The organism is Pontimicrobium sp. IMCC45349 (assembly GCF_047219225.1).
Taxonomy (GTDB): domain Bacteria; phylum Bacteroidota; class Bacteroidia; order Flavobacteriales; family Flavobacteriaceae; genus IMCC45349.
Window position 1 is genome coordinate 650,001 of the sequence record NZ_CP178208.1, and the last position, 24,782, is coordinate 674,782.

Below are 24,782 nucleotides of genomic sequence, written 5' to 3' on the forward strand. Positions count from 1 at the left end.
TCTCCGGGTTTGCCTCCTTACGGATACTATATCTTCAATATAGTGGGTTGCCCCATTCGGATATCTACGGATCAATTTGTATGTGCCAATCCCCGTAGCTTTTCGCAGCTTATCACGTCCTTCATCGCCTCTGAGAGCCTAGGCATTCCCCATACGCTCTTATTTAGCTTATTGTACTTTTGTCTTTTTAATGAGTTTTGATTAATTAAAAGCTCGTAACTTTAATTAATCTTTAAATTACTTAAGATTATTTCTAATCTTTAATTTCATGTATCTTTTTCAATATGTCAATGAACTTTTTCAACTTATTTGTTGATTGTGGAGAATATCGGAGTCGAACCGATGACCTCCTGCGTGCAAGGCAGGCGCTCTAGCCAGCTGAGCTAATCCCCCATATACTAGTCGTTAGTATATAGTAGTTAGTAGTTAGTACTTAACTACTACTCAAACTTCTAGAATTTCCTTTATTCCTAAGAGAAAATTAGTAGTCTCAGGCAGACTCGAACTGCCGACCTCTACATTATCAGTGTAGCGCTCTAACCAGCTGAGCTATGAGACTCTACTTTTTCTTAGTCATAATATAATTAACAGCTTTGAGAATAAACTATCCCTTTCCTAATACCTTTTAATCGTCTTTCTCTAGAAAGGAGGTGTTCCAGCCGCACCTTCCGGTACGGCTACCTTGTTACGACTTAGCCCTAGTTATCGATTTTACCCTAGGCCGCTCCTTTCGGTGACGGACTTCAGGCACTCCCAACTTCCATGGCTTGACGGGCGGTGTGTACAAGGCCCGGGAACGTATTCACCGGATCATGGCTGATATCCGATTACTAGCGATTCCAGCTTCACGGAGTCGAGTTGCAGACTCCGATCCGAACTGTGATAGGTTTTATAGATTCGCTCCGCCTCGCGACGTGGCTGCTCTCTGTACCTACCATTGTAGCACGTGTGTAGCCCAGGACGTAAGGGCCGTGATGATTTGACGTCATCCCCACCTTCCTCACGGTTTGCACCGGCAGTCTTGTTAGAGTTCCCGACATTACTCGCTGGCAACTAACAACAGGGGTTGCGCTCGTTATAGGACTTAACCTGACACCTCACGGCACGAGCTGACGACAACCATGCAGCACCTTGTAAGTAGTCCGAAGAAAGATCTATCTCTAAATCATGCAACTTACATTTAAGCCCTGGTAAGGTTCCTCGCGTATCATCGAATTAAACCACATGCTCCACCGCTTGTGCGGGCCCCCGTCAATTCCTTTGAGTTTCATTCTTGCGAACGTACTCCCCAGGTGGGTCACTTATCACTTTCGCTTAGCCACTCAGACCGAAGTCCAAACAGCTAGTGACCATCGTTTACGGCGTGGACTACCAGGGTATCTAATCCTGTTCGCTCCCCACGCTTTCGTCCCTCAGTGTCAGTATATTATTAGTAATCTGCCTTCGCAATTGGTATTCTATGTAATATCTATGCATTTCACCGCTACACTACATATTCTAACTACTTCATAATAACTCAAGACTAGCAGTATCAAAGGCAGTTCTACAGTTGAGCTGCAGGCTTTCACCTCTGACTTACTAATCCACCTACGGACCCTTTAAACCCAATGATTCCGGATAACGCTTGGATCCTCCGTATTACCGCGGCTGCTGGCACGGAGTTAGCCGATCCTTATTCTTACAGTACCGTCAAGCTCCCTCACGAGGGAGTGTTTCTTCCTGTATAAAAGCAGTTTACAACCCATAGGGCAGTCTTCCTGCACGCGGCATGGCTGGGTCAGAGTTGCCTCCATTGCCCAATATTCCTCACTGCTGCCTCCCGTAGGAGTCTGGTCCGTGTCTCAGTACCAGTGTGGGGGATCCCCCTCTCAGGGCCCCTACCTATCGTTGCCATGGTATGCCGTTACCACACCATCTAGCTAATAGGACGCATAGCCATCTTTTACCGATAAATCTTTAATTATAAATTGATGCCAATCTATAATACCATGAGGTATTAATCTTCATTTCTAAAGGCTATCCCTCTGTAAAAGGTAGGTTCTATACGCGTTACGCACCCGTGCGCCGGTCGTCAGCAAAAAAGCAAGCTTTTCTCTGTTACCCCTCGACTTGCATGTGTTAGGCCTGCCGCTAGCGTTCATCCTGAGCCAGGATCAAACTCTTCATCGTTAAATCTTAAATATTATCTAACAATTAAAGGATATTAATTTTGTACTCAAAATGGTTTATTCTCTTGTTTAATTAAGACCGTTTCCAATCTTAATCTTACGCTGTCAATCAATATGTTTAATGAACTTTTTTACTTCTTTTCTTAACAACCTTTAGTTGCTAAGCGGGTGCAAATATAAAACCCTTTTTTTATTCCCACAATGTTTTTTTTGATTTTTTTTCGAAGTTTTTTTAAACCTCTTTTTAATCTTCAAAACACTATTTTAATGAACTTGTTTTTACCTCAAACGCTCTAGCGTTTTTAGCGGCTGCAAACATACAACCTTTTTTAATTCTGCAAAGCTTTTTTGAAACTTTTTTAAATTTATTTTAAAACAACTTTTTTAGAACTTTTCACTCAAAACGCATCCCGTTTTTTGCGGCTGCAAACATACAACCTTTTTTATTTCTACAAAGCCTTTTTAAAACTTTTTTTAATCTTTTTTCAAAACCCTTTTTAGAACGTGTACTTAGCTCCTTTTTACATCACCCTCTCTCGCTAAGCGGCTGCAAATATACACCTCATTTTATCCTTCGCAAGACTTTTTTTGACTTTTTTAAAAGTATTTTTCTTCTACCTGAATACAAGACACTTACAACAATACTTTTTTCAATTCTTATATATCATATAATATTGACTATATATACTTATATAATATAAAGGCATAAACTAACACAATTAACACCTACAAAAAGAAGTTCCAAACCAATCCAAAACGTATCGCAAAATCCCGATACGGAACATTTAATGTAGAATAATAATTGTAACCTGTAAATGACGAATTGAAGTGTTCTGCTTTTAAATAGATTCTTGTTTGACGAATTTTTGCATTCACAAAAAAGTCTAGTCTAGGGAAACCTCCAATCTTTTTATCGTTTTGAATGTAAAATTCTGCTAAAAGCGGATCGTAAGCATTCATGTTATATTCTGTAAAATAACTAAACGTTACTCCTGTTTGTAAAAAGAGTGCTTTTTTGAAAAAATGATTTGAATAATATAATGTATTTCTAGTTACAATTTCTGGTACATTAATAACTCCTTCTCCATCTAATACACTTTGATACATTATAGTATTATTAAGTGCGAAGTTTCGATACTTAAATTCTTTCGATGCTTTTATCCTAAAATAATTTACAGTTTCATCGTATTGATATGGTTTTACAAATCCATCAGGAGCTTCTTTTTGAAAATAAGTATAGTTATTTATGGTTGTATAATCTGCTTCAAGATTGACTATTTTATTTGACAAAAACTGAAATGCTAATTGTTTGGTTTGAATATTATCAAAATTATTCTGCCAGTTATAATTTAAATAGTCGCTATGATATAATTGATAATTATAATTTGGTGCTTTTGAGTTGACATTGATACTTGCAGACAGTGATGTATCATCGTTAATATTATAACCTGCTTTTCCATTAAAGAAATTACCATCCAAATCTCCAGAAACATTTAACCCAAAAGATCCATCTAATAAAAACTCACCTATCTTATTACTATATGCCCCTCCAATAGATATCACATCACCCTTTAAACGGTTTATAATTTGTTCGTCACCAAGAAACACTAATGAGTTATATCCATAATTGAAATTATTATATCCAATATTAAATTTCAAACTCCCTAATGAGTTACTTACATATTTAGCATTTAATTCTGCATAAAAATCTTCCAGGGTGACTTTATCTTTTATATTAGAGCTAACAAAAGCATTTCCAAAATACTCATCTCTTTCTGTGTTTTGCTTGTATTGATAGTATTTATCTTCAAACGAAATAATATTACCTACACTAAAAGTATTATTACTAATCGAATCTTTTTTCTGAACAACATTATAAAAGTGTTCTAAATGAAATCTTTTACCTTCTAATATATTTTCAGCATCTTCAAATTCAGGGTCAAAAACTGATCTGTCTATGTACTCTGCATTTCCAGATTCAAAATTTTCTAAATCTCCCTCTTTTAAACCTCCGTTTTCCTCATTAAATAAGTCTTGCATTACTATATGACCTCTAAAATGATACCTGTCATTTTTTGTCTTATAGTTTGTAGTAAACCTAAAGTTTCCTGTACTTGTTAAAATGTGTTGATACTTACCTAAAGATCTTAACCCTTTATATGCTATCGAGAAATTAAATTGCTTAGAGGTGTTTGTTGTAAAAAAAGCATCTAATAACTGTCCTTGTTCAAATGCAGACTTATACATTAGCTCTGTTAACGGTGTAGGTACATGATAATAATTAATATCGTCAATCTCCATATAGTTAAAATGTCTTGCACGTGCTCCAAAACTTGGCATCAAATTATTACCGCTGTAATTGTAGCTTAAAGAATTATATGTTTGCCCAATATTTGAAAATGGTAATAATTCGAAATTATCTTTCCTAAGATAATTAAACTTATACTCCTTATATATAGACAATGTTGTATCAACATAAGTTGTATCATTCTCTCTAGAAATAATTTTATAATCTTGAATTTTGGCTTCTTGATTTTTTATTACTCTTCTTGATTTTCTTTCACCTAAACTATCATTTACAGCATTACCGAAAGGGTTTCCTTGAACTGGACGTTTTACATCAAATCTTTCTTGAGCATTAACTCCTAAAAAAGAGATTGAAAAAAGAAATACTAAAACTATTCTATACATATATATTTTTTAACCTTACAAAGCTTTAAACAAAAATAAGCTCGCTAAACTTCGAGCAAAAATAGTAAATATCTAATCTATTTTGTTTTTTTACACTATAAAGGTGAACACAATTAACATTAACGCCTTTTTATAATTAAATATTTAAATGCTTAAGTTAAAATATTCTAAATCTAGTTTTGAATGTGGCACTGATGAAGCTGGTCGTGGTTGTCTTGCTGGACCTGTAACTGCAGCTGCTGTAATACTGCCAAATAACTTCAAAAACAAAGTGCTAAACGATTCTAAACAACTTTCACATAAAAAGAGAGAACTGTTGAGGCCTATTATTGAACAAGAAGCGATTTCGTATGGCTTTGCACATATTTTCCCTGAAGAAATAGACAAAATAAATATTCTTAACGCTTCAATTTTGGCTATGCATAAATCTATTGAGCAATTATCTGACGTAGAATTTATTGTTGTAGATGGCAATAAGTTTAAACCTTTAAATAATATTCCATTTGAAACTATTATAAAAGGAGATGGGAAATTCATGAATATTGCTGCTGCATCTGTACTTGCAAAAACTTATAGAGATGAATATATGAACAAAATACATGAAGAATACCCAATGTATAACTGGAAAAAAAACAAAGGTTATCCTACTGTAGAACATCGTGAAGCCATAAAAAAGTATGGTATTACTAAATACCATCGAAAGTCTTTTAGACTACTTCCCGAACAATTAAGTTTTGAATTTTAAGTTATACCTTTGCAAAGGTTGTTTTATTAATTAATTCCTTCAATGAAAAAAATACTTTTAGCGCTTCTTATATTAATTGTACTTATTAGTTGCAATAATTCAAAATCTAAAACAACTCAATTACACCAATTAATTCCAGAAAATACATCTGTAGTATTAAAAATTAATGACCTCGAAGCTTTTAAAAGTGATATAAAAAACAATGCATTAATCTCAGAATTTGCTTTTTCAAAAACATATAAAGATTTAGCGTCTCAACTAACTATTTTAGAAGATTTAAGTACTATTAACCAAACTTATGTTTGCTTAAATACTTCGGACAACTCAAGTTTTACCTTAATAACAAAATATAACGATAGTTTATTTACAAAAGACTCCTTAAACATTTACAGTAAAATTATAGACAGTATATATGTTGGTTCCTCTTCAAAGAGCACTTTAGATAAATTACAACCTAATACGGCAAACACTTTTAATACACTTAAACAAGTAACCAATAACAATGCCTCGTTTTCGGTGTTTTTCAACACTAAATCTGCTAATGCTTTAGGACAATCTATTGTAGAAACAAACTCTAATTTAACCAAAACACTTGCTTTAGATACTCAAATTACACCAGAACAAATAATGTTAAATGGTATTGGTTTATCTAATGATAGTATTCCTCAATTACTAAATGTGTTTAAGCAAACGATTCCTCAAGAAAATACTATTCAAAACATAGCACCTTCTAATTCTAGTAGTTTATTAAGTTTCACTTATAATGACTTTGATATTTTAAAAGAAAACTTACTTAAGTTTAACAATACAACATCTGATTCGTTAACTAATGACGAACTTTTTCAAACTATTAATGAAGTTGCTACATTAACCTTAAATAATGATTCGGCTATTATTTTAAAATCAATTGATGCTAGTGCGACCAAGGAAGCTCTTAGAGAGCATCAAAATATAGTATCAACTTTTAGAACTAACGATATTTTTGAGTTTAACAACTCAACATTATTTGAAGATACATTTACACCATTAGTAGCTATTGATAATGTAACACAATACATTATTATTGATGATTATTTTGTGTTTTCGGCTTCCGAAACTTTATTACAAGAAGTTATTGCCAACTATCAAAATGCAACAACTTTAAAAAACAATGCTGCTTATAAAGACTGTACTTTATCATTAAGTGATGAGTCGTCCTTACAAGTTATTGCAAATCCATCAGAATTAAAACGCATTTTAAGCAGTACGTTTAATGAAGATTTATCTAACCTTAAATTAAATAACTATAAAATATCTGCTATACAGTTTATTCAAGATGATAATTTCACACATGTAAATGGTATTATTAAAAAGAATAAAACCAAAGCCATTCAAAATTCGGTTTCCGAAGAATTTAACGTTACACTAGATGCAGATTTACTAACGCAACCACAATTTGTAATTAACCATAGAAACAAACAAAAGGAAATTGTTGTACAAGACGTTAATAATAAACTATACTTAATTTCTAATAGCGGAAAAATTCTATGGAAAAAACAACTTAATGGAAACATTTTAGGAACTATTGAACAAGTTGATTTATACAAAAACGGAAGACTTCAACTCGCCTTTGCTACTCCAAAACGTGTTTATATTTTAGATAGAAACGGAAAAGATGTTGCTCCTTTCCCTTTAAAGTTTAATGATGAAATCACACAACCGCTTTCTGTTTTTGATTACGACAACCGAAGAGACTATCGCTTTTTAGTTACCCAAAAAAGTTCTTTACTTATGTACAATGGTAAAGGAAAATCGGTTAATGGTTTTAAATATGTTAAAAGTAAAACCATAACTACACAACCAAAACATTTTAGAATAAATAATAAGGACTACATTGTATTTGCTGCTGGCGATAAAATGCAAATATTAAATCGCCAAGGAAAAACAAGAGTAGCCGTAAATGAAACTATAAACTTTTCAGGAAATCCTATTTATAGATATAAAAACCAATTTACAACTACTACATCCAATGGTGAATTAGCACAAGTAAATCAAAAAGGAAATGTTAGTAAACAAGGCTTAGGCTTAGTAAACAACCACAAGCTTACAACTACTAATAAAACTCTGGTAACCTTATCAGAAAACAAACTAGGTATTAAACTAAAATCTCTTGAATTAGATTTTGGTAATTACACAGCACCAAAAATCTTTTATATAAACGATAAGATTTACATCACTGTTACCGATTTACAAACTCAAAAAGTACACTTGTTCGACAGTCAAGCAAAGTCAATAAAAAACTTTCCTGTATATGGTAACTCTACTATAGATTTAAATAATATAGATAAGGATCGTAATCTAGAGTTTGTGGTTCAAGGTGAAAGCAACTCTATAGTGTTATACCAAATAAATTAACCTATTTAGCTATACTTATTATTGTTTTACATTATTACCAATTACACAAAATTGAAAACATTTTACACAATAATCTTTTATATTTAGAATTAAGTTTTTTATTTTTAAAACCTTATTAATCAAGCAAATACATTAACCTAATTTTATTACAGCTGTTGTAACCTCATAACACGACCATACTTTATAAATCCGTAAACATATAACGATAACCAAATCGACAAAGTCCCTTTATCTCAGGCGCCAAAGCATTTTTGTTTTGGCGCCACTTTTTTGCTTAAAAATTGAAGCATATTTATTAGTATTGCATTCACAAAAAAAGGTATCATGATTAAACGTACAAAAGCATCTATTTCTAAATTTATTATCCATAAAGTAGGAAACAAATTCAACAGCACTAAAAATGCATTTTCTGAACAGGAAATTACATTTGACCAAGCTAGTTACGAGCTTATGTTACCTTATTTATTACGCCCTTTTGGTTCGGTTGCCGAAACTTACAGGTTTAACCACCATAGTGATGTTAACCTTAACGAAATTAATACTTACGCATCGCAATTATTAAGTGACGACAGCGAGTTTTTGGACATCTCAAAACATATTGTTACACATTTATTTGAGCAGTCAAACTCTGCACAAATAAAAACTGGCGATGTTATCATTGCTATTTTTGAAGACATACAATACCAAGATATTATCACTAATGCTGTAGGTATTTTTAAAATTGAAAGTAAAATAGATTTCTTTCAAACGTATTTAGAAAATAATAGCTACGATGTTTTTGTGCAAAAAGGAATTAGTACTAAAAAAGTAGACAAAGGCTGTTTAATAATTAATACTGCTGATGCCGAAGGTAAAATTATATTAAGTGTAGACAATAATAACTACGATGCTCAATACTGGATTAATAGTTTTTTAAATATTAAATATCCTGACGACAGCAACCAACACACCAAAAATTATCTGGAAATGTGTCGTGAGTTTTCTAAAGATGTATTAAAACCAAATTATGGCGGACAAGAACAAAGTACTTTTTTAGCAAATACAGTTGACCATTTTAAAGAAAATGAAATTGTAAATGTAGAACGTTTTAAAGAAGAAGTTTTTGAAGACGATAAACTAATTGATCTTTTTGAAGATTATAAAAAGGATTTTGAAAGTGAGCAAAACGTGGTGTTACGTAACCAGTTTGATGTATCGGAAGTTGTTTTAAAAAAGCAAAAGCAAAAAATTAAAACCGAAATTAAGCTAGACACACATATTCAAATAAAACTAGATATTGATGCTCCAGATGCTGCTAACGAATATCTAGAACGTGGTTACGACGAAACCAAGAAAATGCATTATTACAAAGTGTTTTTTAATGCCGAAGATTAACCATAATCTTTAACTACAACATCTACTTCACACTATAAAATGTTAAAAAACACATTATAGTGTAACATAAGTATTGTTTTAAATCTCCTTAGTAGAAACATTTAAAACAATATTTATGAAAAAAATCTTGAACTTAATCAAATGCCTATCTCTTTTCCTTGTACTAATATCTTTTAAAAATGGTATTGCACAAAACACTGTTACTTTATATGGAAAAGTAACCGACTTTAATAATCAACCAGTAGATAGTGCTTCGGTTTGGTTAAAGCATAGGTCTGATAACATTAATAAAAACAACAAGAAAAAATTATTTGATAATGCCTACGAAACATTAACCGACGCTAATGGTAATTTTTCTATTGAGGTAGAAAAAGGTACTTATTATTGTTTATACGCTATCAAAGAATCTGACTACGGAAAAACTAAATTAGAATATTGGGCTTGGAACTTACCTATATATAACGACCTTGAAATAAACCCTAAATACGATCGAATGGAAATATATGGCATTAATGCTTCAGAGCCACAAACAGGCCCATTTGAAACCTACCAAATTTATTTTCGCCCAATGAGTTTAACAAAAGCCCTAAAACTTCCAAAAACAAAATTAGAAATTATAGACATTGCACCTAAAACCATTACCAAAAAAGAATTACAAGTACAAGTAAACGATATTGATGCAGAAGTTGTATCTATTAATAAAGTTGATGAATATGCTAGAGGCACCACTATGTATGGTTACCTTATTCAAATATTAAAACCAACGCAACAAGTATCCAGAATAAACAATCCAAAAACAGCAAAAGGCTACGACAAAATAAGCATTACTCTACACTCCAATGAAACTAACGAAAAAGGCAAAGGCGAATACTTTATAAAACGCATAGGTAACTAAACATCTGTAGTAAATACAACCATAACTTCTAAATCATGGTTGTATTTACTATATAATTTACGTATTTCTACGTATTGATTTTCTTACTTAAAAATACTAACTTCGTTTAACACTTTTATATAAATAACCTGTATTGAGCGTAGACGAAGTATTAAAACGTGTTTATATAAATACGTTGGCAACAATTTAAACCTGAACCGAGAATTAAAATGAAAAGAACTAGAAAAATTATTGTTCGATAATCTGAACAAAAAATTAAAAAAATATGGAATATGATTTTTCTAAACTTAATGACAGAGAATTTGAAACTTTAGGCGCTTCAATAATAGAAAAGATTTTAACTAAAAGAGTTGAAATATTTAAGTCTGGTAGAGATGGTGGAGTTGACGGTAGATTTTGGATTGGAAAAGAAAAAGAAGGTATTATTCAATGCAAGCACTACATTTCAACACCATACACAACATTAATTTCTAAATTAAAATCTGAGGAATTAGCAAAAGTCAAAAAACTTAATCCAGCTAAATATATTTTTATTACTTCCAAAAAATTATCTCGTCTTAACAAGCAGGAAATAAAAAAAATATTTCATCCTTTTATACTAAGTGAAGCAGATATTTATGGATATGAAGATTTAAATTCTTTCTTATCAGAGAAGGATAATCAAGGTATTGTTGAAAGAAACTATAAACTATGGGTTACTAGCACTTCTGTTTTAGACTTAATTTATAATAATGCTATAAAAGGTAGAAGCGAGAGTACCATTAGAGAAATTGAAGAAAAAGCTTATAAATATGCTATAACAGAAAATCACAGAAAAGGATTAAAAATTCTTGAAGACAACAATGTTGTTATAATGACTGGAGAACCAGGAATAGGTAAAACTACTCTTGCTGATAACCTAGCTCTTTATTACGCAGCGAAAGGATATGAGTTTTGTGATATAGAAGAAAATATTAGTGAAGCTGAAAGTATATTTAGAGAACGAGAAAAGAAGAATATTTTATTTTACTGTGACGATTTTTTAGGAAGCAATCTATACGATGCTATTAATAATAAAAGAGATTCGCATATTGTTAAATTTATCAATAGAGTTCGTAAGGATGATTCGAAAAAATTCATCCTCACGTCTCGTACAACTATTTTAAATAAGGCATTTAGTTTAAGTCATAGGTTTCAAAATGGTAACATTCGTGAAAATGAGTTTTTACTAAGAGTTGAAAACTTAACTAATGTTGATAAAGCCAAAATTTTATATAACCACATTTATCATTCAAATTTAAATGACGTATATCTAGATAAGATATATCAAGATAAGAGATATAAAGTGATAATTAGACATCGCAATTTCAACCCTCGTATAATAGAATTTGTTACTGATTCTGGAAGAGTTGGTCATATCCCACCTGAAGAATATTGGAAATACATTATCAAGAGTTTAAATAATCCTGAAGACATTTGGGCTGATTATTTTCAAAACCAAACGGATGATTGTGTTAGAGCTTTAACATTTTTGACTGTTTACAATAATGGTAAAATTTCAGAAGAAGAATTAAGACGTTCTTATAACACATTTTTAAATATTCATAACGTAAATCTTGGTGACCAAACTGATAAAAGTTTTGAAGCAGTGAGAAAATTGGCTACAAAATCACTGTTAAACAGAAATCAGATTGATGAGGATAAATTTGAATATGTTTTGTTTAATCCATCCATCGCTGATTTTGTTCTTGGGTCGTATTCAGATGACAGTAATTTAATATCAAACATTATAAAATCTTTGGAGAACGAAATCTCTATAGATTATTTACAAGCTTTATCAGGACTAGGCAAAAAAATAAATAGTTCAAATCTAAAAAGGATTCAAGAAAATTTATTCGATTTCTTCTTTGAACGAAAATTAAATGAAGAAGATTGGGATTTTTTAATATTACTTTCGTTTTTAGATTCTTTCAATGAAAAAACAAATAAAAGAATTGAACGCTTTCTAAATGCCTTAATAGAAGCAGATAGTCCTAATGGCAATAGATTATGGGAACTATTAATAATTCTGACAGAATTTGAACCCCAAATAGAATTTAAAGATTTTGATTTTTTACACGACTTCATAGAAGATGTTTCAGATGAAGACTCATTGAGAGAGCTTTTTAATTTTATCGATACCTATAACATAGAAGATGAGCATATTTTATTTCAGGCTCAAACTCTTATAGAAAATTACTTAGGTAGCATTGTTGACAATAATGATTTAGATGTGGACTATTCTAAGCACATAAATGAATATTACTATCCAGAAGGTTATCCTGAATATGATATTGATTTAAATGGTATTGAATCAGAAGTTCAAGAAAGTCTTGACTATTATTTAGATGGTTTCAATGAGTCTGTTTTAGAAAGAATTGATTTCGATATGACGAGATTTGTATCAAATCTGGATGTAGAAAGTATGGCGACACGATTTTTTGAAAGTTATGAACCAGACTACGAACGTGATTATGATGGAGGACATTATTCAGGTTCGTCCTACGAGGATGATATAGATGCGATTTTTGAGCGTTCTTGATTTTAGAAGATTAATATATTATTGAATAATAAAAACAGTTGCCAACAATGGCTATAAGTAATTGCTTGTTCTCGCCTACTTCTGAAATCCGCGCGGATTTTCAGTTTGGTGTGTACTTGCAAAGTTAAGTGCTAAACCACGCAACTACTCATAGCCTAGACCGTTAAACGAACCTTTTTAAATTACACCTTTACCATCAGCAATCATTTATTATATTTTCTTAATTGTAGTCAATTTCTTAAAATATTTACTGATCCTCACTTAACTTATGAATGTTTCTTAAATTTACATCTCAAATTAATGAAACATAAAAATGAACAAAACAATAACTAGATTATCAGTTATACTATTATTAATTGCTACTCAATTTTCAAATGCTCAAGTAGTTATCAATGAATTGGATTGTGACACACCAGGAATAGATAATAAAGAGTTTATAGAACTTAAATCTGACACACCTAACTTTAATCTAGATGGTTTTGTACTTGTTTTTTTCAATGGTTCAAATAGTGGAGCAGATAGTAGTTATTTCACCATTGATTTAGATGGATTAACTACAGATATCAATGGTCTTTTATTAATAGGAAGTGATACTGTGGCTCCTTTTCCTCAATATTTAATTGCCGCAAATGTTATTCAAAATGGCGCAGATGCAGTAGCTATATATCAAGCCAATGATTTTGATTTTCCAGAAGGTACTTTAGCCACTACAACCAACTTAATAGACGCTTTGGTTTATGATACCAGCGATTCTGATGACACAGCATTAATGGCACTTTTGGGTGTAACCGAACAAATTAATGAAGGCTCGAGTAACAACAGTAATTCTATTCAGCGTTTTGAAGATACTGGAGGAAATGTTACTTATACATCTACAACTCCAACACCAAGAGCATTAAACGATGGCAGTGGTATTGTATTTAATACATTAACCATATCTACTACCCAAACACAATATGACGAAGGCAATAGTTTTGACATTACCATTACTTCTGATGTTAATGTATCTTCAGATTATATGTTTGATATCTCACTTAATAATGGCACATTTAATAATGCTGATTATACAGGTTCAACTTCGCTAACGATTCCAAACGGTCAAAATTCAGTAACTACAACTATTACGCTTGTTGATGATGTAGATGATGAAGGTGATGAAGAATTACGTATTCAGTTTTCTAATTTACCAGCACCATTTATTCCATATAATAATGACATCATTGTAAGAGTAATTGACAATGATTTCACAATGGCTGCTTGGGGAATACCAACCAATCCAACATATGGTATTGTAGAAAGTACGCAACCTAATGGTTATTATGACAGCTTGAATGGTTTAAGTGATCAAAATTTACGTCAAGCTTTACAAGATATTATTGCAGATCCAAATATTGTACGCGCACAAACCTATGCAGATGTGATTGATATTTTAAAAGATGCCGATCAAAATCCATTAAATAGTAATGAAGTTTGGTTGGTCTATACAGAACAAGGTCGTGCTAAATTAGATTTACAAGTGGATTCTAATAATAACGGTAAATGGAATAGAGAGCATACTTATCCAAGATCTCGTGGTGGGTTTAATAATATTGAAGAAGACGAAATTGCAAATGGCATTGATGTGTTTTGGGCAACTAAAGCTGATTCATTACGTCATGGCAACTCAGATGCGCACGCTTTACGTGCTGCTGATGGACCAGAAAACAGTACTCGTGGCAATCAACATTATGGACAATACACAGGACCTTCAGGTAATTTAGGTAGTTTTTATGGTGATGTTGCAAGAAGTGTATTGTTTATGGAAATTCGTTATAACGGATTGGAAGTTGTAAATGGTTTTCCATCAACAACTGGACAATTAGGTGACTTAGCCACTTTATTGGATTGGCATCGTAATGATCCTCCAGATGATTTTGAAATGAACAGAAATAACATCATTTATAATTGGCAGTTTAACCGAAATCCTTTTATTGATGAACCCGATTTGGTAGAATACATTTGGGGAGTAAATGTTGGTGACACATGGAACGGATCTTTAAGTATAAACGACAATACTTTAGCTCAATTAAAAATATTTCCAAATCCAGCTACCAATAGCATCCAAATTTATGGTCTAAAACAAACTGCTAACATTGAAGTATATTCTTCAGAAGGCCGAATGGTATCTACAGCAACTATCAACACAGATAGCAAATTGGACTTAAATATTACCAGTGGAATGTATTTTGTTAAGATTATTACAGAAAATAAATCAGTAGTCAAGAAGCTTTTGATAAAATAGAGAAAAGTAAATTAAATATTGATATCTAAAGTAAAATTCACAATATAAACATGCATCATTAATTACATAACAACTATTCAAAACTATAAACTATAATTTAAGCTTTTGTCTTCAATCAATATTTCATTTTTAGAAACAGTATCTCTTTTAGCTACACTTCATTGTTTAGTTTTAAGTCTAGTGATTCTATTTTCTAAATTTTTTAGGAGTAAAAACAATAAGTATTTAGGGTTTACTTTATTAATTATAGCTATTGTTAGCACTAATAATTGGTTTTGGGATATTGGTTCCAATCCTAAAATAATTAGCTTTCTAAATCTATTTCTTTGGCAATTTTTATATCCAACAACATTATTCATTTTCTTTTTTAAATCATCAAATAATGTTTCAACTAATACGCAACGTTTAAGATTTTTTTATTTACCATTTATCATATTAAGTATCCTTAATATCTTTTTGTCTTTAAGTACAGTTTTTCAATTGTACAATCTACCAGATGTTATTTCAAACTACATACCTTTATTTTATAGAACAATTAGCTTACTGTCCATTATTTTTCCTATTTATATGATGGTTCTTTCTTATAAGTATACGCTAACTAAAAAGAACAATTTAAGTGAAAAATGGTTAAAACATCTTTTTGTTTTTCTTTCTTTACTTATATTATTTGGAGTTGTATTAGAATCATATCGATTTGTTTATTTAGAAAAATTACCACTCACCTATTTATCGGCATTTAGTTCTATTTTTATTTATTGGCTAACCTATAAAGGAATGTATCAATTTAAATTGTCTAATGACCAATATGAAATTAGAGAAATTACAAAAAAAGAGAAAAACAAATCTTCTGTAAGTACGAATGCTAAAAGCTCGCATTTTGAAAAACTAATCTTCCTAATAGATCAAGAGAAAATACATCACAACCCAAACTTAAGTAGAGATGATGTAGCACAACATCTTGAAATTAGTAATGGATATCTTTCTCAAATTATAAAAGAAAATACATCAGGCAGCTTTTCAGATTTTATTAGTTATCACAGAGTAAAAGATGTACAAAAAATGCTAAAAGACCCTAAGTTTGACAACTATAGTTTACTCTCTATTGGCCTAGAATGTGGGTTTAACTCCAAAACTTCATTCTACACAAATTTCAAAAAAGAAACTGGATTAACACCCAAAGTATATAAGAACAAATAGGTTCTATTTTCTCAAGAGTATCGATTTTGGAACTCTCAAAACTACTTTGAGGACTACGTTTGCATCAAATTACTAAATCAAACAAAATGCGAACACTCAAAAGTTATCTATTCCTATTTGCTCTATTATTATACACTATTGCTATAGCTCAAACTAAAGTCATTTCGTTTGAGAATGTGAATGTAATACCAATGCATACAGACACCATAATTACCAATCAAAGAGTAATTATAGCTAATAGTAAAATATTAAAAATTGAATCTGCTACAAAAACGACAACCAATTATATAGATATTAAAATTCAGGCTTCTGGAAAATATCTTATTCCTGGTTTAGTAGAAACCCATTATCATCTGCAAAATGATATTGAAAACGAATTCAAACTTTTAATTGCAAACGGAATAACTTCTGCAAGAAACATGGCAGAATATGATGGTCAAGATCATATAAAAATAAGAGACCTTGCTCAAAACAATACTATTTTATCACCTCATTATTACACCACTGGACCTTATCTAAAAAGAAATCATTTTAAAAATTTAGCTTCAGTAGATTCCATTGTTCAATACCATAAAAAAAGAGGTTACGATTACTTAAAAATTGCCGATAATTTACCAAAAGACACTTATCTAAAATTATTAGAAACAGCAAAAAAAGAAAACCTTGAAATTGTTGGTCATGGGCAACGAGAATTGCCCTTAGAATATTCCCTTAGAATTAAATCTATTGCTCATTTAGAAGAGTTCATGAATATTTTTTCAAAAGAGGAGATGAACTCTGTTGACTATCTGCAAAAAGCTGCAAAGGACATTAAAACAAGTGGTATTTATGTATCGCCTACTCTTGGCATATTTGAAATGATTAGTCGGTATGCAGACAAAAAAAAATCAGCTAAACTGAATGCAGGTAAAAACAACAAATATCTACCAAAACAGTATTCGGATTATTGGAAGTCAAACAAAATCAAATATAGAAGTAATTCGCGATTTACAAATAAAGCATCCTTACTAAGGCTTGAAAAAGAACTAGAATGGCAAAAGCAATTTACATTAATATTACACAAAAACGGAGTGCCATTAATGGCAGGAAGTGATACTTATGGTTTATTTCTTCCAGGTTTTTCGCTTCATCATGAGTTGGAGTTAATACATGATTCGGGACTCTCTAACTACGAAACACTTAAAACAGCAACTGTAGTTCCAGCACGTTATTTGAATACCATTTCTCAAAGTGGAACCGTTTCTGAAGGCAAATTAGCCGATTTAGTTTTACTTGATAAAAATCCATTAGATAATATTAGTAATACTAGGACAGTTTCTGGAGTAATGATTAGAGGACAATGGTTTAATAGAAAAAAACTCAACAAACTGTTGTTAGATGTTGAAAATTCTAACAAGTAAAATAAATTTGAATAACTTGGTCTAAACCAACACAACAACCATTAGATATAAACAAAACCAAACATTAAGAATATAATTATGATAAGATTTTTAATTACTACTTTCTTTTTACTCATAACATTAAACACGTATTCTCAATCTATAGATTCTAGTCTTTGGATTGAAGACATTAACTATTATAAAGTCAATCTTGAAAAGCATCATATTGATTTATATAACAAAATCAGTAAGGTTGAATTTGAACAAGAATTGAAAAAGATAAAATCAAACTTGAATAAAAAAACTGATATAGATATAATCATTGACTTAATGCGTCTAACACAAAAAATTGGTGATGGACACACAGCATTTTCCTTAAGAGGAATTGAAACTCATTTATTTCCAATTGAAGTTTACAAAGTAGGGAAACAATGGAGAATAGTTAAAACAACTGATAAACATAAGAATCTTTTAGGCAAAGAATTGATAGCAATTGACGGCAAAACAATGAAACAAATCGAAGATGAAGTTAGTAAAGTTGCCCAATACATTGAAAATAAACAATCAAAGACTATTAGAATAGCTCAATATGCAATGATATCAGAACTACTTTTCGGTTTACACTTAACAAAGAACAAATTAGATGCAACTTTCACATTTCTAGATCAAAACAAAAAGAAAACAGAAGTAACATTAAAAGCCATAAACAGTAAAGACTATTATGAAAGTATTGAATTTAAAAATTTTAAAATTGTAATTCCTGAAATAGAAAAACCAATTGACTTAAAACACAATTATCTCTGGTTTAGCCCTATAAAAACCACAGAAGCAATTTATATCAAATTTGAAAGCTATCCTTCCTTTGAAGAAATGGAGAAGTTTGGAGCATCAGTTTTAAACTATATCAATAAAAATAACAGTAAACAAATTGTAATTGATTTAAGGAATAATGGAGGTGGAGATTTTTTTGTAGGAACATTTTTAGCATACTATTTAAACTTAGCAGATAGTATTGACTGGAAATCTGGCGTTTATGTATTAACCGATAAAGTAACTTTTTCAGCAGGAACTAGTAATGCTTCACAGTTTAGACAAATGTTAAATGCAAAAATTGTAGGAGAACCAACAGGTTCAAATCCGACAGGATATCAAGACATGGGACAGTTTAAACTCCCTAATTCAGGGATGACAGTTACATACTCAAAACGTCTTTTTAGATTTCAAGAAAAAGTAACCCAAGGCGTACAACCAGATGTATTAATTGAATATGATTGGCAAAGCTACTCTAAAGGAATAGATAATATGATGGAATGGGTAATTAATGACATAAGAAAAAAATAACTGGGATTAATAAAGTGCATAATTAATTGTGGTAATAAATTACACTAAAATAATTACTTTAATCTTCCTCTACACCTGTAATAGCATCAATAACATTTTTAGCTTGACTTTCTTTGCTTTTCTTTTTTATTTGACGCAATTTATCGGCATCAAAAACAGTCCAAACTCCTATTACAAAAGACAAAGAGATTAAAACGGACACCATCCAAACGTCTCTTTGCGAACTAATTCCTGAATGATAATTATCGTATAATAACACAAAAAGCAACAAACCAACAAACATTAATAGCACACCATTTACATTATTAAAAATCCAAAGTGCTTTAGAAACCTTTGGGAAGATATTTCCAGTAAAATTCTTTGAATATGCTTTATAAGTTTTAGCATGAAATATAATACTTAATACACCTAACATTCCTAAAGTTAGCGGAAGAATAAAACCCAATGTATTAATAGTTGAATGACGCAAAAGCAAAACAAATACAAAAAAACCTAATCCCATTAATGTATAAATTGTGGTAAGTATTATTAATATTACTTTTAAAAACTTGCTAAAATTCATCTTATAATTAGTTTTCTTCTATTCCAGAAATGTTATCAATATTGTTAAAGGCAGCTTTTGCTTCGGAAGCTTTTAAGTTTTTATATAAAAAATGAGCATCCAACAAAACCCACAAAGTTAGACCTAATGGTACAGTTATAATTATTATAAATGGCCATGCATCATCAATCCCTATTGAGGATTCTAAAATTTGGTAAAACTGATAACAAAAAACAGAGCCAATAAAAATAAACTAAAGGCAAAAACTAAATTAGCAATCCAAAAAGGTTTATCTTTTCTATAATGGGCTTTAGTAATTACATCCTTTCTATAAAAACTCAAAGTTTTTAAATGAAACACAAAACTTAAAGCACTAAATACTACTATTGCAAATGGCAATAGCATACTAATTTCAAAGTTTTTCTCTTCTTCAACAAGCAACATAAATATTGCAAACAGTAACAACAGTGAAATACTTATTGAAACTAGCGTGAGTAATATTTTTTGAATAAATCTCAGCATTAATTATCCTTTACACCTGAAATATCGTCAATCCTATTCATTTCATTATAAACTTTCGACATTTTGCGTATGTTATTTACTTTATATGCATCTATTAAAATCCACAATCCAAAAATAAACGGAATCATTAAAGTTCCATAGTAACCAATTAAATAAGGAGTATCTGCATTTGCGACTTCTTTATCTTCTAGAGTAATTAAAAATAGAAAAGAAAAAAATGCTATAATTAAAAAACCATAAACTGCATTACCAATCCATAAAGCAGTATGCACTTTAGGAAAAACGTTCTTATAATTTTTAAAAACATTGAGGGTTTTTATTTGAAATAATGCACTAGACAAGCCAGCAGTAATTAAAATAAAAGCTAAGATTAGTGAATATTCAGATGTATCCCTTTCGTTATAAAACACATATAAAATAATTCCAATAAAAAGAAGACTAAATCCAATAGCGCCCAAAAGCAGTAATATTTTTAAAAACTTATAAAATCTCATGAGTTTATCTATTTGTTATCCATTCCAGAAATATCGTCTATACTATTAAAAGCTTGTTTTTCTTTTACCTTTTGTTCCATTTGAAATAATTTATAAATGTCTAAAGCTATCCAAACACCAGCAATTAAAGGTATTGCTATAACTAGTATAAATATTTCAATATCATCTTGCTTTCTAATTTCTGAGTCATACGAATCATAAAAAAAATATGATAACATTAACCCAATAACCAATATCAAAAAACCATTAAGAGCGTTTAGTATCCAAAATAATTTTGGGACTTTAGGAAACTTAAACTGACTTGCAAAATCTACCGAATATGCTTCTATAGTTTTAATATGAAATATAGTGCTAAAAACACCTAGTACACCTAATGCCATAGGAAATAGCATTCTAAAATTAAAAGTAGTACGCTCAACAAACAAAACAGAAACAACAAATGCAATTCCAAACAGCGTAAAACCAATGGTAAGTATTAATAGTATTATTTTCTGGACTTTGCCTAAATTCATATTAAGCGTGCTCTAAAACTAATTCGGCTTCAAAAAGGGTTTTAAAATGCTTCAATAATTTAGCCTTTACTTCGGCTTCGTCAACTTCTTTTTTACCTAGTTCTACATTTAAAGAGGTTACTGCTTTACCTCTAATACCACAAGGAATGATATTATCAAAATAACCCAAATTGGCATTTACGTTTAACGCAAAACCATGCATAGTTACCCAGCGACTCGCACGCACTCCCATTGCACAAATTTTACGTGCAAATGGTGTACCTACATCTAGCCAAACACCTGTTTCACCTTTACTACGCTCTGCTTTTAAACCGTACTCAGCCAAGGTTAGTATAATCATTTCTTCCAGTAAGCGTAAGTACTTATGTATATCTGTAAAAAAGTTTTCTAAGTCTAAAATAGGATACCCAACAATTTGTCCAGGACCATGATATGTGATATCACCTCCTCTATTTATCTTATAAAACGTTGCTCCTTTTTCGGTAAGTTGCGCTTCATCCAAAAGTAAGTTAGACACATCACCACTTTTACCTAAAGTATATACATGTGGATGCTCTACAAATAAAAAGTAGTTATTGGTTTCTAAACCAGCATCTTCTCGCCTATTTTTAATTTTGGTGTCTAAAATTCCTTTAAACAACTGCTCTTGGTAGTCCCAAGTATCTTTATAATCCTTGTAACCAAGATCTTGTACTTGTATGTTTTTATTCACTGTAAATTAGTCTTCTAAAACGACTTCTATATTAAATATTTTTGGATCTGCTAAATAGTCCATAAAACCATATTCTAACACAAAACTTTTACCATCTTGACTAAACATAGCATCTTCGTTAGATACCGATTTTATTTTTCTAGGGAAATGATAATTTAGCTTATACTTAGATGTACCAAACATCATTGCCATTTCTCCAATACTATCAACCATTTGCTTGTATTGTTCTTCATCTACAACTTTAGCTGTTCTTTTAAATACATTTCCTTTAAAGCTATATTCCATTTCGGTTGCGCCTTCTTTTCCAAAAGCAGAAAAAGGATTGTTTGGATCGTTCACTTGTGTAGCTCCTCCTTTTCCTTGAAAGTTACTAGCATTATTCATTGCAGTGAACATGTTTTGAAGTTCATCGGCATCTTTAAAGTCGGTAATTAAATCAAACTTCATCTCTTTAGTTTCAGGATCCATAAGCATATGCATTCTAAAATCTTTTAACGCCATTAACTTAGCTTGCTCTTCTTGCGATAATTGCGATATACTATCCTTCTTTTCTTCAAGAAAATCTTTAAAAACCATCATACTATCTATACGCTCTTCTCCCTCTTTACCTTCGCCTAACTTGTCTCCCATCATGTCCATCATTTCTGAGGCATCAAATGTAAACGACATTTTTCCTGAACCGTCTTCGTTTATATAAACGTTTTCAGAAAATTGACAACTTGTTAAACTTAATGTAATAGCGCATAAAAGCAATAGATAAATCTGTTTCATAATAGAATGGTTTTGTGTTTTTAAAGACACAAAGATAAACTATTCAATTCAGAAAATCACAGCTAAAAAAAGTCTATGTAAAAAGCGATTATCTATCAGGATTATTCAATATCACTAAAGCAGCAATAACTCCTGGAACCCAACCACAGAGCCATAATAAAAAGACAATAAAAATAGAGCCACATCCTTTATCTAAGACTGCTAAAGGTGGACAAAAAATAGAAAGCAACACTCTCCAAATACTCATAATACTAATTTGATTTAATTGATTGATGTATAAGTTTGACGCAGCAACATTGCATTTGTTACATACACATTTACTTTTCCTTAATAATATATTGAAATACTTACTTATAGTAATTATCTTTGTACGCTTAAAAATTACCGAGACTATGTCGCAATTATCAGAACAAGAAGTAGTACGTAGAGAAAAACTGGCAAGACTACGTGAATTAGGAATTAACCCTTATCCAGCAAACCTTTATCCTGTTAATCACACAAGTAAACAGATTAAAGAAAATTTTGCTGAAGATAAACAGGTGGTTATTGCAGGTAGATTAATGCGAAAGAAGGTTCAAGGTAAGGCATCGTTTGCCGAAATTCAAGATAGTGAAGGTCGTATACAAGTATATTTTAACCGTGACGAAATGTGTCCTGGTGAAGACAAAACTTTGTACAACGACATCTTTAAAAAACTAATTGATTTAGGAGATTTTATTGGTATTGAAGGTGAGTTATTTACAACACAGGTTGGGGAAAAAACTGTTTTAGTTAAAAACTTCACACTATTAAGTAAAGCTTTAAAACCATTACCATTACCAAAAACAGATGCTGAAGGTAACACTTACGATGAGTTTATTGACCCAGAAATGCGTTACAGACAACGTTATGCTGATTTGGTTGTTAATCCTCATGTTAAAGATGTATTTGTAAAGCGTACAAAACTTTTTAATGCAATGCGTGAGTTTTTTAACAACTCAGGTTATTTTGAAGTAGAAACACCAATATTACAACCAATTCCTGGAGGTGCTGCTGCGCGTCCATTTATTACACATCATAACAGTTTAGACATTCCTTTATATATGCGAATTGCTAACGAGCTATACCTGAAACGTTTAATTGTTGGTGGTTTTGAAGGTGTGTATGAGTTTTCTAAAAACTTCCGTAACGAAGGTATGGATAGAACTCATAATCCAGAATTTACAGCCATGGAAATTTATGTAGCCTATAAAGACTACAACTGGATGATGGATTTTTGTGAGCAATTATTAGAGCATTGTGCAAAAGCAGTAAATGGCACTACAAAGGCTACGTTTGGTGAACACGAAATAGATTTTAAAGCACCTTATGCACGTGTAACCATGGCAGACTCAATTAAACATTTTACTGGGTTTGACATTACAGGAAAGAGTGAAGATGAAATTCGTCAAGCAGCTAAAGATTTAGGTGTTGAAGTTGACGACACTATGGGTAAAGGAAAACTTATTGATGAAATTTTTGGAGAAAAATGTGAAGGTAACTATATACAACCAACCTTTATTACAGACTACCCAAAAGAAATGAGTCCTTTATGTAAAGAACACAGAGATAATCCAGAATTGACTGAGCGTTTTGAGCTTATGGTTTGTGGTAAAGAAATTGCTAATGCCTATAGTGAGCTTAACGACCCAATTGACCAACGTGAGCGTTTTGAAGCACAATTAAAATTAGCCGATCGTGGTGATGATGAAGCAACACAATTTATAGATTTTGACTTTTTGCGTGCTTTAGAGTATGGTATGCCTCCAACCTCTGGAATGGGAATTGGTATGGACCGATTAATTATGTTTTTAACAAACAATCCATCGATACAAGAAGTATTGTTCTTCCCACAAATGAAGCCAGAGCAAAAGCAATTAGATTTAAAAGATAACGAAAAAGCTATTTTTGAGATTTTAAAAGCACAAAAATCAATGTCTCTTAACGACCTTAAAACACAAGCTGGCTTAAGTAATAAAGCTTGGGATAAAGGTATAAAAGGATTAGCAAAACACGGTTTAACTAAAGTAACTAAAACAGACGATGCACTAATTGTTGAGCTAGCTGAATAAACTTTATTTAAAACATTTAAATATTTAAGCCTTACAAATATGTAAGGCTTTTTTGTTGTATCTTGTAATAGTATTAATATAAAAAAGACAGATATACTCCCTAAAGAGTATACAC

General features: G+C 31.1%; 18 protein-coding genes, 2 tRNA genes and 2 rRNA genes (1 of these 22 only partly in view). 10 read left to right on the top strand and 12 right to left on the bottom strand.

All coding sequences use genetic code 11. The annotated features are described in order from the left end of the window. The 5 genes from ACLII3_RS03045 to ACLII3_RS03065 form a co-directional block, all read right to left on the bottom strand. Positions 1-174 (bottom strand): 23S ribosomal RNA (locus ACLII3_RS03045) (it extends 2,645 nt beyond the left edge of the window). Between the two features lie 145 nt (positions 175-319). Next, positions 320-393 (bottom strand) — tRNA-Ala (locus tag ACLII3_RS03050). 92 nt (positions 394-485) lie between these two features. After that, positions 486-559: transfer RNA gene (locus ACLII3_RS03055), tRNA-Ile, on the bottom strand. 84 nt (positions 560-643) lie between these two features. After that, positions 644-2,169 (bottom strand): 16S ribosomal RNA (locus ACLII3_RS03060). Together the 16S and 23S rRNA genes with 2 tRNA genes alongside form the textbook arrangement of a ribosomal RNA operon. 725 nt (positions 2,170-2,894) lie before the next feature. Beyond that, the gene (locus ACLII3_RS03065) at positions 2,895-4,859 is read right to left on the bottom strand and encodes a putative porin (protein WP_412986389.1); all 1,965 of its coding nucleotides are present in this window, start codon (positions 4,857-4,859) and stop codon (positions 2,895-2,897) included. 148 nt (positions 4,860-5,007) lie between these two features. On the opposite strand from ACLII3_RS03065, the gene ACLII3_RS03070 reads away from it, so the two are divergent. The 9 genes from ACLII3_RS03070 (at position 5,008) to ACLII3_RS03110 (ending at position 19,025) form a co-directional block, all read left to right on the top strand. After that, the gene (locus ACLII3_RS03070) at positions 5,008-5,604 is read left to right on the top strand and encodes a ribonuclease HII (RefSeq protein WP_412986390.1); all 597 of its coding nucleotides are present in this window, start codon (positions 5,008-5,010) and stop codon (positions 5,602-5,604) included. 42 nt (positions 5,605-5,646) lie between these two features. After that, positions 5,647-7,998: a ribonuclease HII gene (locus ACLII3_RS03075; RefSeq protein ID WP_412986392.1), complete on the top strand. Its 2,352-nt coding sequence runs from the start codon at positions 5,647-5,649 to the stop codon at positions 7,996-7,998. A 324-nt stretch (positions 7,999-8,322) separates the two neighbouring features. Then, a complete protein-coding gene (locus tag ACLII3_RS03080; protein ID WP_412986393.1) occupies positions 8,323-9,372 on the top strand; it encodes a nucleoid-associated protein in 1,050 nt (349 codons plus the stop codon). A gap of 115 nt (positions 9,373-9,487) precedes the next feature. Next, entirely contained in the window at positions 9,488-10,267 is a 780-nt protein-coding gene (locus tag ACLII3_RS03085) for a carboxypeptidase-like regulatory domain-containing protein (RefSeq protein ID WP_412986395.1), read from the top strand. 265 nt (positions 10,268-10,532) lie between these two features. Next, entirely contained in the window at positions 10,533-12,827 is a 2,295-nt protein-coding gene (locus tag ACLII3_RS03090; protein ID WP_412986396.1) for a restriction endonuclease, read from the top strand. 313 nt (positions 12,828-13,140) lie between these two features. After that, complete coding sequence (locus ACLII3_RS03095) at positions 13,141-15,108, top strand: endonuclease (protein ID WP_412986398.1); 1,968 nt, start codon at positions 13,141-13,143, stop codon at positions 15,106-15,108. Positions 15,109-15,213: 105 nt separating this feature from the next. Then, positions 15,214-16,305, top strand: coding sequence for a helix-turn-helix domain-containing protein (locus ACLII3_RS03100; protein WP_412986400.1), 1,092 nt, complete (start codon positions 15,214-15,216; stop codon positions 16,303-16,305). A gap of 86 nt (positions 16,306-16,391) precedes the next feature. Further along, positions 16,392-17,705 (top strand): amidohydrolase family protein, encoded by a 1,314-nt coding sequence (locus tag ACLII3_RS03105; RefSeq protein WP_412986402.1) that lies wholly within the window; start codon positions 16,392-16,394, stop codon positions 17,703-17,705. Between the two features lie 78 nt (positions 17,706-17,783). Further along, the gene (locus ACLII3_RS03110) at positions 17,784-19,025 is read left to right on the top strand and encodes a S41 family peptidase (RefSeq protein ID WP_412986403.1); all 1,242 of its coding nucleotides are present in this window, start codon (positions 17,784-17,786) and stop codon (positions 19,023-19,025) included. 58 nt (positions 19,026-19,083) lie between these two features. Here ACLII3_RS03110 and ACLII3_RS03115 read toward each other — a convergent pair whose 3' ends face one another. The 7 genes from ACLII3_RS03115 to ACLII3_RS03145 all read right to left on the bottom strand — a co-directional run bounded on the left by ACLII3_RS03115 (position 19,084) and on the right by ACLII3_RS03145 (position 22,824). Then, positions 19,084-19,587 carry a hypothetical protein gene (locus ACLII3_RS03115; protein WP_412986405.1) on the bottom strand — a complete coding sequence of 168 codons (504 nt, stop codon included), beginning with the start codon at positions 19,585-19,587 and terminating at the stop codon, positions 19,084-19,086. Positions 19,588-19,770: 183 nt separating this feature from the next. Further along, positions 19,771-20,088, bottom strand: coding sequence for a hypothetical protein (locus ACLII3_RS03120; RefSeq protein WP_412986407.1), 318 nt, complete (start codon positions 20,086-20,088; stop codon positions 19,771-19,773). After that, complete coding sequence (locus ACLII3_RS03125; RefSeq protein ID WP_412986409.1) at positions 20,088-20,582, bottom strand: hypothetical protein; 495 nt, start codon at positions 20,580-20,582, stop codon at positions 20,088-20,090. The genes ACLII3_RS03120 and ACLII3_RS03125 overlap by 1 nt, the downstream gene beginning before the upstream one ends. An 8-nt stretch (positions 20,583-20,590) precedes the next feature. Beyond that, positions 20,591-21,094, bottom strand: a complete 504-nt coding sequence (locus ACLII3_RS03130; protein WP_412986410.1) for a hypothetical protein — start codon at positions 21,092-21,094, stop codon at positions 20,591-20,593. 1 nt (position 21,095) lies between these two features. Beyond that, positions 21,096-21,806, bottom strand: a complete 711-nt coding sequence (gene lipB / locus ACLII3_RS03135) for a lipoyl(octanoyl) transferase LipB (RefSeq protein WP_412986412.1) — start codon at positions 21,804-21,806, stop codon at positions 21,096-21,098. A gap of 6 nt (positions 21,807-21,812) precedes the next feature. Continuing rightward, complete coding sequence (locus ACLII3_RS03140; protein WP_412986413.1) at positions 21,813-22,577, bottom strand: hypothetical protein; 765 nt, start codon at positions 22,575-22,577, stop codon at positions 21,813-21,815. 88 nt (positions 22,578-22,665) lie between these two features. Then, on the bottom strand, positions 22,666-22,824 hold the full coding sequence (locus ACLII3_RS03145; RefSeq protein ID WP_412986415.1) for a YqaE/Pmp3 family membrane protein: 159 nt from the start codon (positions 22,822-22,824) through the stop codon (positions 22,666-22,668). Positions 22,825-22,969: 145 nt separating this feature from the next. On the opposite strand from ACLII3_RS03145, the gene lysS reads away from it, so the two are divergent. Beyond that, complete coding sequence (lysS, locus tag ACLII3_RS03150) at positions 22,970-24,667, top strand: lysine--tRNA ligase (protein ID WP_412986417.1); 1,698 nt, start codon at positions 22,970-22,972, stop codon at positions 24,665-24,667. The last annotated feature ends 115 nt before the right edge of the window (positions 24,668-24,782 follow it).

Excerpts from the sequence above, each read along its gene's own strand:
- ACLII3_RS03120 (WP_412986407.1), bottom strand. The coding sequence starts at position 20,088 with ATGCTGAGATTTATTCAAAAAATATTACTCACGCTAGTTTCAATAAGT.
- ACLII3_RS03085 (WP_412986395.1), top strand. The coding sequence starts at position 9,488 with ATGAAAAAAATCTTGAACTTAATCAAATGCCTATCTCTTTTCCTTGTA.
- ACLII3_RS03095 (WP_412986398.1), top strand. The coding sequence starts at position 13,141 with ATGAACAAAACAATAACTAGATTATCAGTTATACTATTATTAATTGCT.
- ACLII3_RS03070 (WP_412986390.1), top strand. The coding sequence starts at position 5,008 with ATGCTTAAGTTAAAATATTCTAAATCTAGTTTTGAATGTGGCACTGAT.
- ACLII3_RS03130 (WP_412986410.1), bottom strand. The coding sequence starts at position 21,094 with ATGAATTTAGGCAAAGTCCAGAAAATAATACTATTAATACTTACCATT.
- ACLII3_RS03065 (WP_412986389.1), bottom strand. The coding sequence starts at position 4,859 with ATGTATAGAATAGTTTTAGTATTTCTTTTTTCAATCTCTTTTTTAGGA.
- lysS (WP_412986417.1), top strand. The coding sequence starts at position 22,970 with ATGTCGCAATTATCAGAACAAGAAGTAGTACGTAGAGAAAAACTGGCA.
- ACLII3_RS03110 (WP_412986403.1), top strand. The coding sequence starts at position 17,784 with ATGATAAGATTTTTAATTACTACTTTCTTTTTACTCATAACATTAAAC.
- ACLII3_RS03115 (WP_412986405.1), bottom strand. The coding sequence starts at position 19,587 with ATGAATTTTAGCAAGTTTTTAAAAGTAATATTAATAATACTTACCACA.
- ACLII3_RS03145 (WP_412986415.1), bottom strand. The coding sequence starts at position 22,824 with ATGAGTATTTGGAGAGTGTTGCTTTCTATTTTTTGTCCACCTTTAGCA.
- ACLII3_RS03125 (WP_412986409.1), bottom strand. The coding sequence starts at position 20,582 with ATGAGATTTTATAAGTTTTTAAAAATATTACTGCTTTTGGGCGCTATT.
- ACLII3_RS03075 (WP_412986392.1), top strand. The coding sequence starts at position 5,647 with ATGAAAAAAATACTTTTAGCGCTTCTTATATTAATTGTACTTATTAGT.
- ACLII3_RS03080 (WP_412986393.1), top strand. The coding sequence starts at position 8,323 with ATGATTAAACGTACAAAAGCATCTATTTCTAAATTTATTATCCATAAA.
- ACLII3_RS03140 (WP_412986413.1), bottom strand. The coding sequence starts at position 22,577 with ATGAAACAGATTTATCTATTGCTTTTATGCGCTATTACATTAAGTTTA.
- ACLII3_RS03105 (WP_412986402.1), top strand. The coding sequence starts at position 16,392 with ATGCGAACACTCAAAAGTTATCTATTCCTATTTGCTCTATTATTATAC.
- ACLII3_RS03090 (WP_412986396.1), top strand. The coding sequence starts at position 10,533 with ATGGAATATGATTTTTCTAAACTTAATGACAGAGAATTTGAAACTTTA.